Origin of the sequence: Agrobacterium tumefaciens, from assembly GCA_025560025.1 — a bacterium.
In the GTDB taxonomy this organism is placed as follows: domain Bacteria; phylum Pseudomonadota; class Alphaproteobacteria; order Rhizobiales; family Rhizobiaceae; genus Agrobacterium.
In genome coordinates, this window is the sequence record CP048487.1 from 137,728 (window position 1) to 153,196 (window position 15,469).

Below are 15,469 nucleotides of genomic sequence, written 5' to 3' on the forward strand. Positions count from 1 at the left end.
TTCCGGCGGCATAGATTGTTTTTTAGAGTGATTTGCTCTTTTCGAGCAACGCTTCCGCACCGCGCGCAAGTAGGCCCACGTCGACTCCTACGCCCATGAAATCAACGCCCACTTCGACCGCGCTTTTCTGCAAGACCGGATCACCAGTCAATACACCGGCCGGCTTTCCGGCCGCCCTGATACGTTTCAGCGTATCGATAATCGTGGCTTGCATATCCGGGTGGGTCTGCTCAGATCCGTATCCCAAGCTGGCTGCCAGATCGGCAGGTCCTACGAAGACCGCGTCAACACCATCGACACGGGCGATCGCATCAAGACTATCGAGGCCGGCTTGAGTCTCGATCTGAACGATAATGCAGATGTCATCGCTTGCCCGGTCGAAATAACCCTTTTCACGTCCGAAACGGGTGGCTCTGGTGAGGGCAGAGACGCCGCGGAAACCATTGGGCGCATACCGGCTGGCCTGAACCGCAAGTTCGGTCTCGTCGACAGTCTGGACAAACGGGACGAGCAGGGTCTGCGCGCCTATATCGAGGAAGCGCTTGATAAGGACAGGATCGTTCGACGCAGGCCGGACAAGTGCCGACACGTCCGGATAAGCAGCAGCGGCCTGCAGTTGCGGCAAGACCGTAATCGGATCGCCGGGAGAGTGCTCCGTGTCGAATAAAAGCCAGTCGTAGCCAGCACCAGCTACGACTTCTGTCGCGAAACTGCTCGGGAACGAGCACCAGAGCCCGAATTGCGTCTGGCCCGAGCCAAGCTTCTTCTTAAAATTATTCGTAGGCATGCTTGAACCTCAATCGAAGGAAACGCCAATAGAGCCAAGGTCGCCGTAGTCGGCGAAAATGACATCACCGGATGCGATGTCGACGGGACGTGTGAAGGATCCGCCAAGGACGATGTCGCCCTTCTTCAAACCGTCACCGAGCGGCGCAAGCTTGTTAACAAGCCAGGCAATTCCAGCCGCTGGATGCCCCATGATTGCAGCGGAAACACCTGATTCCTCGATGACACCGTTTTTCGAGAGAGTGGCCGGCACCCAGCGCATATCGATGTCGAATGGACGAAAAATACGACCGCCAAGCACGATGGCACCAAAAGCCGCGTTATCCGCGATCGTGTCGACGATGGCGCGAGGAACTTCTGTCCGATAGTCGATGATTTCGAGAGCCGGGGTCACAAATTCGGTGGCCCGCATGACATCATGCATCTGACACCCGGCCCCCTGGAGATCTTCACCCATGATGAAGGCAAGCTCCGTCTCAAGGCGTGGCTTAATGAACGTGCCTGCTGCGATTCGCGCACCGTCCTTGAAGATCGCATCGTCAAGAATGACGCCGTAGTCCGGTTCCGTCATCTTCGAGGCTATCTGCATCGCACGACTCGTCAGACCGATCTTGCGACCTACAACACGCGCGCCTCTGGCAATCCGCGTCTCAGCCCATCGGCGCTGAACGTCATAGGCGTCGTCAATCTGCATTTCTGGGTAAGTCTTCGACAGTTGGGGAATAACGATACGGGTCGTTTCCGCCTTCAGCAGGCTTTCAGCCGCCTCCTGCCGTTGTGCTTCGGTAAGCATTTGGATCTCCTGATTTTCAGATATACGGGATTGACGATCAGCCAATCTGCGAAAGCGCGAACATGCTCGTGCCAACAAAAAGCACCGCGGGAGTGAACAGCGTCAGGTTCGCATCGGTCTCGAATTTCAGACCAAAAACGTTCCACTGGAACGGCGGAACACCATGGACATGATCGACGATCCAGCCACCGTAAACGCCACGAAGAACGACGGCCGACCAGAAACCGAGATAGATCCCGCCGGCGGTAAAGGCAGCGATCCAAAGCGGCCAGACGTCGGAGCCGGCCGTCCAGATCAGAAAAAGAGCAATAAGCCCGATGTAGCAATAAGACATGACCTGCCAGACGCAGTGGAAGCGGGCATGACCGGTCCAGGACGGATTGAACCAGTGCGTCTTGTTGCTGTCGAAGAGCAACGGAATAGCGCTGTAACCAAGCGTTGCAATTGTCAGTAGAATCTTCGCGGTTATAAGCATGATATCCTCCCAAATGACCTCCTCATTGACGGACTCCCTTCCGGCAATGTGGTGTACCACAATACGGTACACTGTATCTCTATTTGAGCAAGAAAATTCGCTTTGTCAAGCAACCTTTCTCAAGGCAATCAGGCTGACGTTTATTTTGGTTAGATTGACGCGCCGAATGTACTTTGAACGGAACGGCGGAAGTCGATCAGGGCCGCCTTGATTTCCTCTTCGCGTCGAAGGAACCGTGCCATCGGAAGAGCAACGGAAATCGTCAGTTGCTTGCCTCCGATTTCGGGAAGAGTTGTCGCGATGGCGCAAGCGTCTTCGCCATACTCCTCGCGGTCGACGTAAAGCCCGACCTCACGGAACGCCGCCACCTGCGCCAGCAGGACTTCGGCGTCAGTAATCGAATTGCTTGTCATCTTCGGCATACCTCCCGCCAAGAGCTGAAGGGCCTCGGCCCTCGAAAGAAGCCCGAGATGCGCTTTGCCGTTAGCAGTACAATTGATCGGATGCTGTTTACCGACGTAGGAGATCACACGGATCGTCTCATTCGACGCCTTTTGCTCGATGACAACGACTTTCCCCTGCTCCAGAGACGTCAGATCAATATTCTCACCTGTCCTGTGGTGAAGCTGCTCGATCATCGGCGCAAGGAGTGTCCGCGCATCGAGGTGCACTTTGGCCCCAAGCCGCGCCAGTTCCATCCCGAGATAGACCCCTTGCTGACCGAATGACTTTGTCACAAAGCCAACGCTGTTAAGGGACGCAACAAGACGCTGTACCGTCGAGCGAGGCAGGGTCGTGGCTTTGGCGATTTCTCCTAGGCTCGCTCCAGGATGGTCCGCAACGAAGCGCATAACCGCTACCGACCTGATCAAAGTCTGACTATCGCCCGACTTGCCATTCAAATCAGTAGCCATCGCTTTTCCCGCTTTTCCAAATATTTGGCTTCAATCCGTAGGATTGAAACATCATCCGCTTTTACCACCGTTTACTGTCTCGGCAAGCAGTACGGGGAAAATCCGCCGCTTGACGGTTGACAAAAAGCACGGTTCATGGGGATATTGATATAGTGTACCGTTATACGATACACAAGCAAGTGGAGGCTTGCTGAGCCCGTCATTAGCCTGAGGAGAGGTAACGGCGGTGTTCTTAAGGAGGAGTGCGCGTATTTCGCGCAGAACTTTGGAGGGGATTACCATGTTTACGCGGCGTCTTTTTTTGAAGACGGCTACGCTCGGAAGCGCTGCCGTTGCCACCGGTCAGTTTGCGTTACCGGCCTATGCGCAGAACCGGACGATCAAGATCGGTTTCGTCTCGCCACAGACCGGCCCGCTTGCGATTTTTGCCGAGCCCGACCGCTTCGTGCTCGAACAGTTCAAGAAGACCATCGGCTCTGGCATATCCATCAACGGCGCTGTTCATCCCGTCGAATTTGTCCTGAAGGACAGTCAGTCGAGTTCCAACCGCGCCTCGACCGTGGCGCAGGAACTGATCCTGAATGACGAAGTGGACATCATTCTCGCCTCGTCAACTCCCGACACCACCAACCCCGTGGCCGACCAGGCAGAGATCAACGGTGTTCCATGCGCCACGAACGATACGCCTTGGCAGCCGCACTTCTTCGGCCGCAAGGGTGATCCGGCGACAGGCTTTCAATATACATATCACTTTTTCTGGGGCCTAGAAGACATCATCGACGTTTTCATGTCGCAATGGGATGTCATTGCCAAGGGCAAAACTGTCGGAGCTATGTGGCCGAACGACCCGGACGGCAATGGCTGGGGCGACCAGAAGCTTGGCTTCCCACCCGTCATGGAAAAGGCTGGCTACAAGCTGGTCGACCCTGGCCGCTACCAGAACATGAGCGATGACTTCTCGGCACAGATTTCCGCCTTCAAACAGGCAGGTGTCGAAATCGTCTCAGGCGTGATGATCCCGCCGGATTTCACAACCTTCTGGACGCAGGCGGCTCAGCAGGGTTTCAAACCGAAGGTCGTGAACGTCGCCAAGGCCTCGGAATTCCCCCAGATGATGGCCGTTCTCGGCGAGGGGGCTCGTAACCTCTCCGTCGAGGTGTGGTGGCACCGAAAGTTCCCCTTCGCGTCAAGCTTCACCGGCCAGAGTTGCGAAGACCTCGCCGCCGATTACGAAAGGGCAACCAGCAAGCCTTCTACGATGCCGCTCGGCGCAAAGCACTCGCTCTTCGAAGTGGCACTGGACGCGCTGAAGCGCTCCGAAAACATCGACGATCCAGATTCGATCGCCGCTGCCATCAAGTCGACAAAGCTCGACACAGTGTTCGGTCGCATCGACTTCTCCGCAGGGCCGGTTCCGAACGTTTCGAAAACGCCTCTTGCCGGCGGCCAATGGCAATTCAAGGACGACAAGCCATCGCTCGAGATCGTCACTAATTCGCATTCGCCGATCATTCCCCTCACAGCTGAAATGCAACCCATCGGCTGACATCGGCAGCGGAGCGCCACAGCGCTCCGCACTTTTAGTGGAGGGAATTCCATGCAACCCCTGTTGCAACTGACAAATGTCAGCAAGTCATTTGGCGCGTTGAATGTAACCGACGACGTCACGCTGTCCCTCGCCCCCGGCGAGGCGCTGGGCATAATCGGGCCAAACGGTGCCGGCAAGAGCACACTATTCAACCTTATTGGCGGGACCCTGCCGGTCTCGTCCGGCTCCGTCTCGTTCGACGGCATGGATGTCACTCGGCTTTCGGCGGCGCAACGCTGCAGGCGCGGCATTGCTCGCTCTTTCCAGATCCCGCATCCATTTGTGGGGATGAGCGTTTACGAAAATCTCCTGGTGGCGTCGGCCTTCGGCAACTCAGGGCATCGCGACCCGAAGTCTTCCTGTCGCGAGATCCTCGAACGGACAGGATTGATTGCCAAGTCCAACAGACCGGCGGGCTCTCTCACGCTGCTCGAACGCAAACGGCTGGAATTATCCCGAGCGCTCGCAACCGGCCCGAAACTTCTGCTGCTCGACGAGATTGCGGGCGGCCTGACGGAGGGAGAATGCCACGAACTGGTGGAAACCATCCGTTCTATCTCCGCCGGCGGCGTTTCCATCATCTGGATCGAACATATCGTCCACGCACTGACGTCGGTCGTCTCTCGACTAGCGGTCATTGATTTCGGGCGTATCGTCGCCAACGACGAGCCGGAGCTCGTCATGGCCGATCCTGTTGTTCAACAGATTTATCTTGGGATTTCCATCGATGACGCCGTTGCTTGAAACGAGAAACCTCAAGGCCTTCTACGGCGACTTCCAGGCGCTGTTCGGCATCGACTTCGCCATGAGCGACAATGAGACGATTGCAATCATCGGCGCCAATGGCTCGGGCAAGTCGACTTTCTTGCGAACCCTCGTCGGTCTTTGTTCTTCGAACGGACAATGCGTCGTTTTAGATGGACAAGCCATCGCCGGTATGCCGGCGAACACGGTTCATAGGCTCGGTCTTGCGCTCGTGCCGGAAGGGCGGCGTCTGTTTGCTTCACTCTCGGTCGAAGAGAACCTGCTGATCGGCGCATCGGGCGGGCGCAAGGGATACTGGAACCTTAACCGGGTCTTCGAGCTGTTCCCAGATCTTCTCCCAAAACGGAAAAATCCGGGAACAGCCCTCTCCGGCGGCCAGCAGCAGATGGTCGCAATCGGCCGTGCGCTCATGTCCAACCCCCGCCTGCTTCTCTGTGACGAGATCAGCCTTGGCCTTTCTCCAAAGGTGGTCAAGGACATCTACCGAGCGGTTCCGCTCATCCGCGAACAGGGTACCGCCATGATCGTCGTTGAGCAGGATATCAACCAAGCGCTTGCCTTTGCCGATCGCGTCTATTGCTTCATGGAAGGTCGGGTAACGCTGACCGGCCGGCCGGCAGAACTTTCAAGGACGCAGATCGCAAATGCCTATTTCGGCGTAGAGAAGGAGGCCGTTTGATGGTCTGGATGAACGCACTGGTCCAGGGGTTGCTGCTCGGCGGTCTCTATGCGCTTTTTCGCTGCCGGTCTTTCGCTGATGTTTGGGGTCATGCGCTTCGTCAACATAGCACATGGTGACTTTATTGTATTGGGGGCCTACCTGCTTATGGCAACCACCGTTTCGCTCGGCCTCAACCCGATGGTTAGCGTCATAGCAATCGGTATACTGATGACGGTGGCCGGCTACGCAACCCAACGTTTCCTGCTCAACCGCGTTCTCGGCAAGGATATCCTACCGCCGATTCTGGTAACCTTCGCGTTATCGATCATACTACAGAACGCCCTGCTCGAAATCTTCTCCGCCGACAGCCAAAAGATTCAGACGGGTCGGTTCGAGACAGCGAGCATCAATATCGCGAGTGACTTCGCGATCGGCTTTCTTCCACTCGCGATGTTCCTGACCGCGATCGCCGTCATTGCGTTCCTTCAGTTCATCTTCTATCGCACCGGTCTCGGCAGGCTGCTGCGAGCCACGTCGGACGATGCTGAAATCGTGCCGCTGATGGGCGCAAACAACGCCCATATCTTCGGCCTCGCGACTGGACTGGCCTCACTCGTCGTGGCGGTTGCCGGGATGTGGATGGCGATGAAGACAAATTTCGACCCAACCGCCGGCTCAAGCCGCCTGCTGTTCGCCTTCGAAGCGGTTATCATCGGCGGTCTCGGCAATATCTGGGGAACCCTCGCTGGAGGAATGATCCTTGGTGTCGCCCAAACATTCGGGGCCCAGATCGATGCCGGTTGGCAAATCCTCGCAGGTCACCTTGTGTTCCTGTTGATCCTCATCATCCGGCCGACCGGCCTCTTTCCCAAAATCAGCGGGTAATCCGATGTCCCATGCAATCAACGTGTCTCCCTCTGTCGCCGGACCGTCACGTCTGACCGGCCCAGCGCTGCTCGCCCTCGTCGTCGCCGTCCTGATCTCAGCGCCATGGTTCCTCGGTCGCGCTGAACTCAGGAGCATGATGGAAGTGCTCAGCTATCTGGCGCTTGCGCAGACCTGGAACCTTCTTGCTGGATATACCGGTCTCATATCCGTTGGCCAGCAGGCCTATGTCGGTCTCGGCGGGTATCTGTTCTTCGCTCTCGCTATGTTCACCGGCGTACCGGTGCTTGCTGCACTGCCGATCGCTGGCCTGATGGTCGGTCTTCTCTCTATCCCGACGGGGTGGGTCGCTTTCCGGCTCAAGGGCGCCTATTTCGCGGTTGGCACCTGGGTCATCGCGGAGGTCTTCCGGCTTTTGGCCGCTCAGGTCACCTCGCTTGGCGGCGGCTCCGGTATTTCCCTGCCAGTCAAGATTGCCGCATCAATCGCCGCCAGCCGTGAAGGTCGCGATCTCTGGATGTATTTTCTCGCCTTAGGCCTTGCAGCGGTCTCGGTGCTTGGAGTGTGGGCCCTCCTCCGGTCGCGTTGGGGAATGGCACTGACCGCCATTCGTGATAATGAGGCAGCAGCTCAGTCGGTGGGCATCGACACAAGAGGGGCGAAATACTTTATCTATGTCCTCGCAGCAGTGATGACCGGGATCACTGGAGCCTTCCTATCTTTCCAGCGCCTGCGCATTACCCCGGATTCTGCCTTCTCGGTAACCGATTGGACCGCCTTCGTCATCTTCATTGTGGTAATCGGCGGCATAGGGACGCTGGAAGGCCCGATCATCGGCGTCATCATCTTCTTCGCACTGCGCTCGATCGCAGCGGATTGGGGGTCGTGGTACCTGATCCTTATGGGCGCAACGGCCATCGCTGTCATGTTGATAGACAAGCGCGGCGTTTGGGGAGCACTACACGCCCATTTTGGATGGGAACTCCTGCCGACCTCGCGGCGATTGTGATCCGCCAGACGAACCGCCGCGGAAAGCTGGCAATTGCTTTCTTTTGAAAAACTTTGGGGGCGCCTGTTCAAACAAGGATCGGACCGTCCGCCGATCTGAAGCATCTTGCGCATCTTATCAATGCAGGCACATCCTGGGCAGTTGTTATTTTCCGCAGGCTGGATCTACTGCGATGCTTTGCTATCCTTCCCAATGCGTCTAGGGTCAGGACCCATTGATTTGAATTGACGGCTATGATTCAGACGGGCGTATACTTGCCCGCGTCAATCATGTAGCTCTCTTCATGCCGCCATAGGGTTTGCGCTCCAGCGAAAGTCCGTCGCATCCATCCACATGCGGTGAAGAACGACACCCAGTTTGCGTGCAAGGGCAACCTTCGCGCGCTTCATCCCGCGACGCCTAGCCACATCGAGCGCCCAGCGCTTTAGACTGGAAAAGCGCGTTGCCCGCGTCAGCATGATGTGCGCGGACTCGAACAATGCGGTTCGCACCATCGCGTCGCCGACCTTGCTGACGCCGCCATCGCGATCGGTTTCGCCGGATTGATATTTCTTCGGCGTGAGCCCGAAGTAGGCACCGACTGTGCTGGACTTTTCGAACCGGGCTGGATCATCGACCGCGGAGCGGTAGGTCAGCGCAACCAAGGCACCGACACCCGGCGCACTCATCAGCCTTTGGCAAACTCTGTCGGCGCGGGCGATCCTGAGCATCTCGCGGTGCAGCTTCGTAAATTCGCTCCACAGCGCCGCTCGCGCCGTCAGCATCGCGTCAATCACCATCGACAATATCGCATGCCCTGCAATCAGTTCGCGGATGCGCGCCTCGAAACGCCCTCGGCTGACTTCGCCGACCTTTAATCCATAGCCGCGCAGGATACCCCGGATACTGAGCTCGACGTCGAGCAGCTTGGATTGCAGAAGCTTGCGGCCAACCAGGAGAGCCCGAGTGTCCTGGGCCGGCGACGATTTGGCGTGGACCGGACGATACCACCCCATGCGGAGCAGTTGCGCGATCCCCCGTGCATCCTTGCGGTCGGTCTTCACCGTCATCGCCGAAAGCGCCGCCTTCACATGCCGCGTTTCCAGCAAAACCACCTCATGACCTGCAGCAACGAGAGCCGCGTGTAGCCATTGGGACAACGGCCCGGCTTCAAGGCCGATGCGCTCTACCGGAAAGTCCAGTTGATCAAAATACCCGACCAGGCATTCAGGCTCGCTGCCTACCTTGACCTCGCGAACCAACTTGCCCGTCGCGTCGACCACGCACACGCTGCTCTCTTTCAGCGAGACGTCGATTCCTGCATAATACTCCACGGCTGTTCCTCTCATGATGCTTGAGGCCGAACGCTCGGACCTCGTTTCCAAACATCATCATTCTGAGGGACAGCCACCCAACTGACTACTCATGAGACGCCGGCCCATTACGGCATCTAGGTTTGCAAGCCTAACGTCGCAATACACTCGATTTCGACGTCGAACAATGGCCAAGGCTTGATCGCCACGCAGGTGCGGGCGGGAAAACCGCCCGTGAAATATTCGCGGTATATTTCGTTCAGCCCACCCATCATGTCCGTATCTGCAACGAAAGCGAGTGTCTTGACCGCCCTGTCCAGGGAGGACCCTGCGTAGCGCAGCGTGAAGGCGAGTGCATCCATGGAGGCACGGGTCTGCGTCCTAATGTCTCCCTTCACAATTTCTCCCGTCTTGCAGTCGATCGGCGGCATGCCGCAGGTGTAAAGGAGATCTCCAACCTGCACGAGCGCGGATGTCGGGGCACCCAGCTTCCGGATCGTTTCGGAAATCACAGGCACTTCAATGATGGTTCTTTTCATTTCTCATCTCCGATGACCGTGTGCATCCGACGCGCCTGACGCCGGATACACACGTATCGTTCCACTATGGTTGCGACGCCTGCCTTACCAGGCCACGAACTTGCCTGCCTGCTTGAGCGCCTGACGCTTCTCCTCAAGAGCATCGAGCCCCTTCAGAAAAGTGGCCGTATCGCGGGTCGAGGCATAGCGCTCCAGTTCGGTTCCGAACGGAATAACGAAGTCGAGCGGCAACAGACCGTAGGGATTGGGCAGAGAGACGAACTCGCCACCGGCAGTGAACTTTTCGAACTCTCGCTTGCCGACAACGCTGTAGAAATCGGTCGGCGCCTTGTTGCTCGCGGCCAGCGTTCCCTTGACCCTGTTGAAAGCGGCCTGCCCTTCCGGGCTCGCCACCGCGCGAAGAAAGTTTTTCGTCGCCTTCTCCTTGTCGCCCTTGAGAGCCATGGCAACATCGGTCTGGAACAATGTGATCTTCTCGAGCCCCGGCCCGAAGAAGAAATCAAAATCGGCGCCGGGCTTCCAGCCGCGCTGCTGCATGTAACCGGCAGCCCAGTCGCCGACCACGAACATGGCAACCTCGCCACGCATCATCCGGTCGACAACCTCCGTCCACTTTGCACCTGGCCAGTTCGGATCGAAGTTCGCGGCGACATGCGTGTTGAAGAGTTCGAACGACTCTTTGAGTTCGGGACCGTTGATCGCGACTTCGCCTCTTGCGAACGGCCAGAATCCGTCGGTACCCAGAACCGAAAGCATCGATCCGTACCACTGTTGAAGAATGTATCCGTGCGGCGAGGCAGCGCCCAGCGGGATGATGCCGGCAGCCTTGATCTTGTCGCACACCGCCTGGAACTCCTTCCATCCGGTTGGGACGGACAGGCCGAGCTTGTCGAAAACCGCCTTGTTGTAGAAGCAGTTACCAATAACGCTCAGGCATATGGGCAGGGCGAAATGATCGTCGCCCAGCGACACGATTCTGCGCAATGCTTCCGGATAGATGTTGTCGCCATCAATCTCGGCCCAGACATCGTTGATGTTGAGCAATGTGCCGCTGGCGCTGGCATCACGCAATTCGGCGCCCGGATTCGATTGCGCCGCGACCGGCGGAATACCGCCCAGTTTTGCGGTCTGGAGTTGCTGTCGCAGACCGGCGGCTGAACCAGGGATAACCCGTTCGGTAATGGGCGTCTCGGGATGGCGCGCATTGGCAACAGCCATCAGTGCCTTGACGGCATCGAGTTCGCCGCCGGCACCCCAGTAGTGCCAGAACTCAGGCACCTGATCGGCGAAGGCACCCGACGGTATGGCTGTGGAGGCAAGGGCGCCCGCAGCCATCAGATTGAATGCGCGCCTGCTCATTTCAGTTTTCACGATTAGTTCCCCTTATGTGGCGGTTGACTGCTCATATGACGGAAATGACGAATTATTTTTCCGTATATAAGATTAATAATAAGACGCCCAAAAAATGAGTCAATATGCGTCTTTTCTTTAGAAAAATGGCCATTTTTCCGCAAATGTCTCTGACAAGGCACATCGTTAGCCTATAAATGTCGCATAAATTTCAATTATTGTCGCAAATGAATATCAGCAATTTTCTTTTTTATAATTGATTTTAATGGACAAAATTTTTATCCGATATACAGAATAAAAATCAATCACCCGACCGCGACAGCACAGGAACGCCTAAAATGGCTTCACATACAGAGCCCCGACATGGCGAAATGACGGGCACCGGACCGACGCGGCAGAGCGCGCGGGAACGCCTGATCATATTCGACACGACACTTCGGGATGGCGCCCACTCTCCCCTCGTCGCCTTTAGCGATCACGACAGGATGGCAATTGCAGCACAGCTCAACGAAACCGGCGTTGATATTGTCGAGGTCGGCACGCCGGCAGCATCGCGGGAGGAGTTCCTGCTCGTCGCCGCAATGTCCCGCATTCTGGAAAAGGTGACGGTTTGCGCCCTCTGCCGCCCGACACGGCAGGAGATCGAGATTGCCGCCGAGGCAACTCATGGCGCCCGGCGGCGACGGCTGCACACATTCATCTCCACGTCGCCGCAACAGATGCAGACACAGGGGCTTGCCGCGGAGGATGTGCTTGCGGCGATAGCGACCGGCCTCTCCGAAGCGCGCCGTTTCACGGATGACATCGAGTGGTCCAGCGAGGATGGCAGCCGCTCGGATATCGACTTCCTGTGCCGATGTGTGGAGATCGCCATAAAATCCGGCGCCACGACGATCAACATTCCCGATTCGACCGGGCACATACTGCCGCACGAATACGAGGCATTGCTGCGGACCCTGATGGAGCGCGTTCCGAATGCCGACCGCGCAACCTTTTCCGTTCATTGCCATGACGATCTCGGCCTTGCCCTCGCCAATACCCTTGCAGGCATCCAGGGCGGGGCCAGGCAAGTCGAATGCACGATCGAGGGATTGGGCGCGCGAGCCGGCAACACGGCAACGGATGAGATGCTTGGCATTTTGCAAGGCCGTGCCGCCGCCGTTCCCTACCGGACCAACCTCAATTCCGGACAGATCGCCAAGGCCGGAGAGCTGGTTCGAAGCATGATCGGAAAACCCAAAGCATTTCCACTGAAATCCGGATCGGACTCACGCCCGGACAATGCGTGAAAACAAGAAGTTAGAGCGTGTCCGGTGAACCCATGCTCACCGGACACGCTCCAAGCGCGCCGATACGGCGTGAACAACAGACTTCACGGCCAAAACGGCCCTTCATCGAACTGTGCAACCCGGCATTGCCGAATCCATCAACACAGCCACAGGCAGACAGATCATGTCACATCACGCCGCCAGCCAATTCCAGAACAGGGAAAGGAGAAGCTTTCTCCTTTTTCTTCTGTGCCCCGTCGTGCTTTTTCTCGGGGCTTACGTCTATCCCGTACTGAATACGGTCCAGCTTTCCTTTTACGACTGGAACGGAATGTCGCCCGACATGACCTATGTGGGGCTCGAAAATTACCGAATGATCCTGTCCGAACCGCGCGTCCAGCACGCCTTCGTCAACAACCTGAAATGGCTCGTCTATTACCTGGTCGTGCCGACATCGGTCGGGTTGGGACTCGCCCTGCTGCTCGACAGCGATCTGCCCGGAACCTATGTCTTCCGCACCATCTTCTTCATCCCGTTCACGATTACCACGGTTGCGGTCGCATCGGTTTGGCGCTGGATCTACGAGCCGAATATCGGCCTTCTGTCGGAGGTACTGAAGGCGGTCGGACTGGGGGGGCTCGCCCACAACTGGCTCGGAGACCCGTCTACAAATACCTACGCCATCATGCTGGCATCGCTGTGGGCATGGAGCGGCTTTACCTTCCTCATCTACTTCGCCGGACTGCGCAACCTGCCGGCAGAGCTGATCGAAGCCGCAAAGCTGGATGGCGCCTCTGCCTGGACCATCCTGCTGCGCATCAAGCTGCCGCTGCTGATACCATCGACAATCGTCGTCATGGGAATTGCCGCCATCGATTCCATGCGCGTGTTCGACATCGTCTGGGCAATGACGGAAGGTGGGCCTTACGACTCCTCATCCGTTCTGGCTGTTGAAATGTATTCCACTTCGTTCGCCAGGTTCCAGATGGGCGCGGGTGCCGCTGTTGCCGTGCTCCTGTTCCTCGTCGCGGCAATCGTCGTCATGCCTTACGTTTTTTATATGTCCGGCCGCATGGAGGATATTCGCGAATGAGCCACGCATATACAATTTCCGGACATTTTTCCGGCCGCAGGACTATGGCCACGGCCCGATATGTTCTTCTGCTCGCGCTTGCCGGGCTTTACCTGACGCCGCTCGTCCTTGCCCTGATCTCGTCGTTCAAGACACCGGCGGAACTGCAGCAGGTCCTTTCCCTTCCATCGGGTTTCTATACGCGCAACTACGCGGAAGGCTGGGATCGCATCGGGCACAGCATTCTCAACAGCTTCATGATTACCATCCCGGCTGTCATCCTGTCGGTCTTCGTCGGCGCACTCGCGGCGTTTCCGCTTTCGCACACGCGAATTCCGGGCGAGCGATACCTCTTTCTTCTCCTGCTCGCCGGCATGCTGGTGCCACAGCAAACCGTACAGATTCCGCTTTTCCTGATCATGCGGGCACTCAGGCTCTACAACACCATTCCCGGCATGTGGCTGGTCCATGTGGCCTATGGCGTACCTTTCTGCGCCTTCTTCATGCGGAATTTCTTCTCCTCCATGCCGCGTTCAATGTTCGAGGCAGCAAGAATCGATGGCTGTGGTCCGGCAGGCTACTTCTTCAAAATTCTGCTACCCGCGTCAGCGTCCGGCCTGGCGGCACTCGCGATTGTCCAGAGCCGTTCGGTCTGGAACGATCTGTTCTTTGGCCTGACCATCACAAGCGGCCCGTCAACGCACCCAGCGCCCGTTGCCCTCTACAGCCTGATCGGCGGGCTCGAAGTCGATGACGGCCCGATCATGGCAGCGACCGTCATTTCCATTCTTCCCATGATGGTCGCGTTCCTGCTGTTCCAGAAGGCCTTTACGCGCGGACTGCTTGGAGGTAGCTCAAAGTAGCACTCCTTTTTTCGACGTCCGAGAAAGCCTTTATGCATCCATCGATAATCCGGCAGATCAACGCAGCGCGAATTTTTCACGCGATCCGCCAGCGCCCGAACATGTCGCAGCGGGAAATTTCGGAGATGACGGGCTCCGACAAGTCCACTGTTTCGATGGTGATAAAAGACTTCGAAGCCGCCGGACTGATCGAGCGCACATCGCGGAAGTCGGACAGTCGTCCCGGCAGGCCGGGTGAATGCATTTCCATTTCCACGCGCGGCGGCCTGCTTGTCGGGGTGCATCCGAATCCGGACGATATTCAGTATGTCGTCGCGGGTCTCGACGGTGTGCCCCTGCACACGATCACGAGACCCCTGCCGCGCGATCCCGCGCGGCTCGGAAAGGAAATCGCCATTGCCATCCGCAAGGCCACCGCGGACATTTCCCGCTCTGCAAAAGAGGTCCGCGCCGTCGGCATATCGATACCCGGACTGGTCAGCGACCACGAACTGCTTGCCCAGTCGCCCAACCTTCACTGGAACGACGTGCATCTCGGGAAATTGCTGCAGGAGGCGCTGGGTATTCCCTTCTACATTGACAACAACGCCAATGCCTCCGCAATCGCCGAATTTTACTTCGGTCGCGGTACTGAAACGGGCGACTTCGCCTATGTGGAAAGCGGCAGTGGCGTTGGTGCCGGACTGTTCCTCGACGGGACCATCTACAGAGGCGTTCACGGCTTCGCGGGCGAGTTCGGACATATGAAGATTGTCCCACAGGGGCGGTTGTGCCGCTGTGGCAGTCTTGGCTGCATATCCGCCTACACGTCGGACTACGCAATCATCCAGCGACTGAAACTGAAGGACATCAAAGTCGATTCGCAGGATGAAATCCTGCAGCTTGCCAAGGAACAGAATCCGCATGTTCTTTCGGCTCTCGACGAAGCGGGCCGCCATCTCGGCATCGGACTTGCAAACCTGGTCAATCTGCTCAACGTCCCTCTCCTCGTACTCGGCGGCGGCTTCGACGTACTGGCGCCTTTCATGCGAAGAGGCATAGAGGAATCGCTGAGGGAAATGGCACTGCCGTCAGTGCTCAAGGATGCGCGCGTCGAACAATCCAAACTGGGAGCCTCCGCCGTTCCGCTCGGAGGAATCGCGCTGGCGCTGGAAGGCTGTACCAGCCACAACAACACGGAAGCGAGCCCGTGGTGAACACGGGCTCGCG

15 protein-coding genes and 1 pseudogene are annotated in these 15,469 nt (G+C 57.5%); 9 read left to right on the plus strand and 7 right to left on the minus strand.

The annotated features are described in order from the left end of the window. Positions 1-22: 22 nt before the first annotated feature. The 4 genes from FY152_24310 to FY152_24325 all read right to left on the minus strand — a co-directional run bounded on the left by FY152_24310 (position 23) and on the right by FY152_24325 (position 2,968). Positions 23-787, minus strand: a complete 765-nt coding sequence (locus tag FY152_24310; protein UXS35287.1) for a 4-hydroxy-2-oxo-heptane-1,7-dioate aldolase — start codon at positions 785-787, stop codon at positions 23-25. Positions 788-796: 9 nt separating this feature from the next. Next, complete coding sequence (gene hpaH, locus FY152_24315; GenBank protein ID UXS35499.1) at positions 797-1,579, minus strand: 2-oxo-hepta-3-ene-1,7-dioic acid hydratase; 783 nt, start codon at positions 1,577-1,579, stop codon at positions 797-799. A 37-nt stretch (positions 1,580-1,616) separates the two neighbouring features. Continuing rightward, positions 1,617-2,126, minus strand: coding sequence for a hypothetical protein (locus tag FY152_24320; protein UXS35288.1), 510 nt, complete (start codon positions 2,124-2,126; stop codon positions 1,617-1,619). Positions 2,127-2,203: 77 nt separating this feature from the next. Beyond that, the gene (locus FY152_24325; GenBank protein ID UXS35289.1) at positions 2,204-2,968 is read right to left on the minus strand and encodes an IclR family transcriptional regulator; all 765 of its coding nucleotides are present in this window, start codon (positions 2,966-2,968) and stop codon (positions 2,204-2,206) included. Between the two features lie 280 nt (positions 2,969-3,248). Between FY152_24325 and FY152_24330 the strand changes: the two genes are divergently transcribed. From FY152_24330 to FY152_24350, 5 genes and pseudogenes are all read left to right on the plus strand, one after another. Then, positions 3,249-4,514 (plus strand): ABC transporter substrate-binding protein, encoded by a 1,266-nt coding sequence (locus tag FY152_24330; GenBank protein UXS35290.1) that lies wholly within the window; start codon positions 3,249-3,251, stop codon positions 4,512-4,514. Positions 4,515-4,565: 51 nt separating this feature from the next. After that, positions 4,566-5,300, plus strand: coding sequence for an ABC transporter ATP-binding protein (locus FY152_24335; GenBank protein UXS35291.1), 735 nt, complete (start codon positions 4,566-4,568; stop codon positions 5,298-5,300). Continuing rightward, complete coding sequence (locus tag FY152_24340) at positions 5,284-6,000, plus strand: ABC transporter ATP-binding protein (protein UXS35292.1); 717 nt, start codon at positions 5,284-5,286, stop codon at positions 5,998-6,000. Before FY152_24335 ends, FY152_24340 begins: the two co-directional genes overlap by 17 nt. Next, positions 6,000-6,867, plus strand: a pseudogene (locus FY152_24345) (branched-chain amino acid ABC transporter permease). The gene FY152_24340 and the pseudogene FY152_24345 overlap by 1 nt, the downstream one beginning before the upstream one ends. 4 nt (positions 6,868-6,871) lie before the next feature. Beyond that, the gene (locus FY152_24350; protein ID UXS35293.1) at positions 6,872-7,876 is read left to right on the plus strand and encodes a branched-chain amino acid ABC transporter permease; all 1,005 of its coding nucleotides are present in this window, start codon (positions 6,872-6,874) and stop codon (positions 7,874-7,876) included. A gap of 281 nt (positions 7,877-8,157) precedes the next feature. Here the strand turns inward: FY152_24350 and FY152_24355 are convergent, their stop codons facing one another. The 3 genes from FY152_24355 to FY152_24365 all read right to left on the minus strand — a co-directional run bounded on the left by FY152_24355 (position 8,158) and on the right by FY152_24365 (position 11,078). After that, a complete protein-coding gene (locus FY152_24355; GenBank protein UXS35294.1) occupies positions 8,158-9,189 on the minus strand; it encodes an IS110 family transposase in 1,032 nt (343 codons plus the stop codon). 116 nt (positions 9,190-9,305) lie between these two features. After that, complete coding sequence (locus FY152_24360) at positions 9,306-9,707, minus strand: RidA family protein (GenBank protein ID UXS35295.1); 402 nt, start codon at positions 9,705-9,707, stop codon at positions 9,306-9,308. A gap of 84 nt (positions 9,708-9,791) precedes the next feature. Beyond that, the gene (locus FY152_24365; protein UXS35296.1) at positions 9,792-11,078 is read right to left on the minus strand and encodes a carbohydrate ABC transporter substrate-binding protein; all 1,287 of its coding nucleotides are present in this window, start codon (positions 11,076-11,078) and stop codon (positions 9,792-9,794) included. Between the two features lie 317 nt (positions 11,079-11,395). Here FY152_24365 and FY152_24370 point away from each other — a divergent pair, with 317 nt between their 5' ends. The 4 genes from FY152_24370 to FY152_24385 all read left to right on the plus strand — a co-directional run bounded on the left by FY152_24370 (position 11,396) and on the right by FY152_24385 (position 15,456). After that, positions 11,396-12,346, plus strand: coding sequence for a hypothetical protein (locus FY152_24370; GenBank protein ID UXS35297.1), 951 nt, complete (start codon positions 11,396-11,398; stop codon positions 12,344-12,346). Between the two features lie 163 nt (positions 12,347-12,509). Further along, positions 12,510-13,418, plus strand: coding sequence for a sugar ABC transporter permease (locus tag FY152_24375; GenBank protein ID UXS35298.1), 909 nt, complete (start codon positions 12,510-12,512; stop codon positions 13,416-13,418). 44 nt (positions 13,419-13,462) lie between these two features. Then, the gene (locus tag FY152_24380) at positions 13,463-14,260 is read left to right on the plus strand and encodes a carbohydrate ABC transporter permease (protein ID UXS35500.1); all 798 of its coding nucleotides are present in this window, start codon (positions 13,463-13,465) and stop codon (positions 14,258-14,260) included. 32 nt (positions 14,261-14,292) lie between these two features. Continuing rightward, positions 14,293-15,456, plus strand: a complete 1,164-nt coding sequence (locus FY152_24385) for an ROK family transcriptional regulator (protein ID UXS35299.1) — start codon at positions 14,293-14,295, stop codon at positions 15,454-15,456. Positions 15,457-15,469 lie beyond the last annotated feature (13 nt).

Coding starts and splice junctions, on each gene's coding strand:
- FY152_24335 (UXS35291.1), top strand. CDS start 4,566: ATGCAACCCCTGTTGCAACTGACAAATGTCAGCAAGTCATTTGGCGCG.
- hpaH (UXS35499.1), bottom strand. CDS start 1,579: ATGCTTACCGAAGCACAACGGCAGGAGGCGGCTGAAAGCCTGCTGAAG.
- FY152_24380 (UXS35500.1), top strand. CDS start 13,463: ATGGCCACGGCCCGATATGTTCTTCTGCTCGCGCTTGCCGGGCTTTAC.
- FY152_24325 (UXS35289.1), bottom strand. CDS start 2,968: ATGGCTACTGATTTGAATGGCAAGTCGGGCGATAGTCAGACTTTGATC.
- FY152_24385 (UXS35299.1), top strand. CDS start 14,293: ATGCATCCATCGATAATCCGGCAGATCAACGCAGCGCGAATTTTTCAC.
- FY152_24375 (UXS35298.1), top strand. CDS start 12,510: ATGTCACATCACGCCGCCAGCCAATTCCAGAACAGGGAAAGGAGAAGC.
- FY152_24360 (UXS35295.1), bottom strand. CDS start 9,707: ATGAAAAGAACCATCATTGAAGTGCCTGTGATTTCCGAAACGATCCGG.
- FY152_24370 (UXS35297.1), top strand. CDS start 11,396: ATGGCTTCACATACAGAGCCCCGACATGGCGAAATGACGGGCACCGGA.
- FY152_24330 (UXS35290.1), top strand. CDS start 3,249: ATGTTTACGCGGCGTCTTTTTTTGAAGACGGCTACGCTCGGAAGCGCT.
- FY152_24310 (UXS35287.1), bottom strand. CDS start 787: ATGCCTACGAATAATTTTAAGAAGAAGCTTGGCTCGGGCCAGACGCAA.
- FY152_24340 (UXS35292.1), top strand. CDS start 5,284: ATGACGCCGTTGCTTGAAACGAGAAACCTCAAGGCCTTCTACGGCGAC.
- FY152_24350 (UXS35293.1), top strand. CDS start 6,872: ATGTCCCATGCAATCAACGTGTCTCCCTCTGTCGCCGGACCGTCACGT.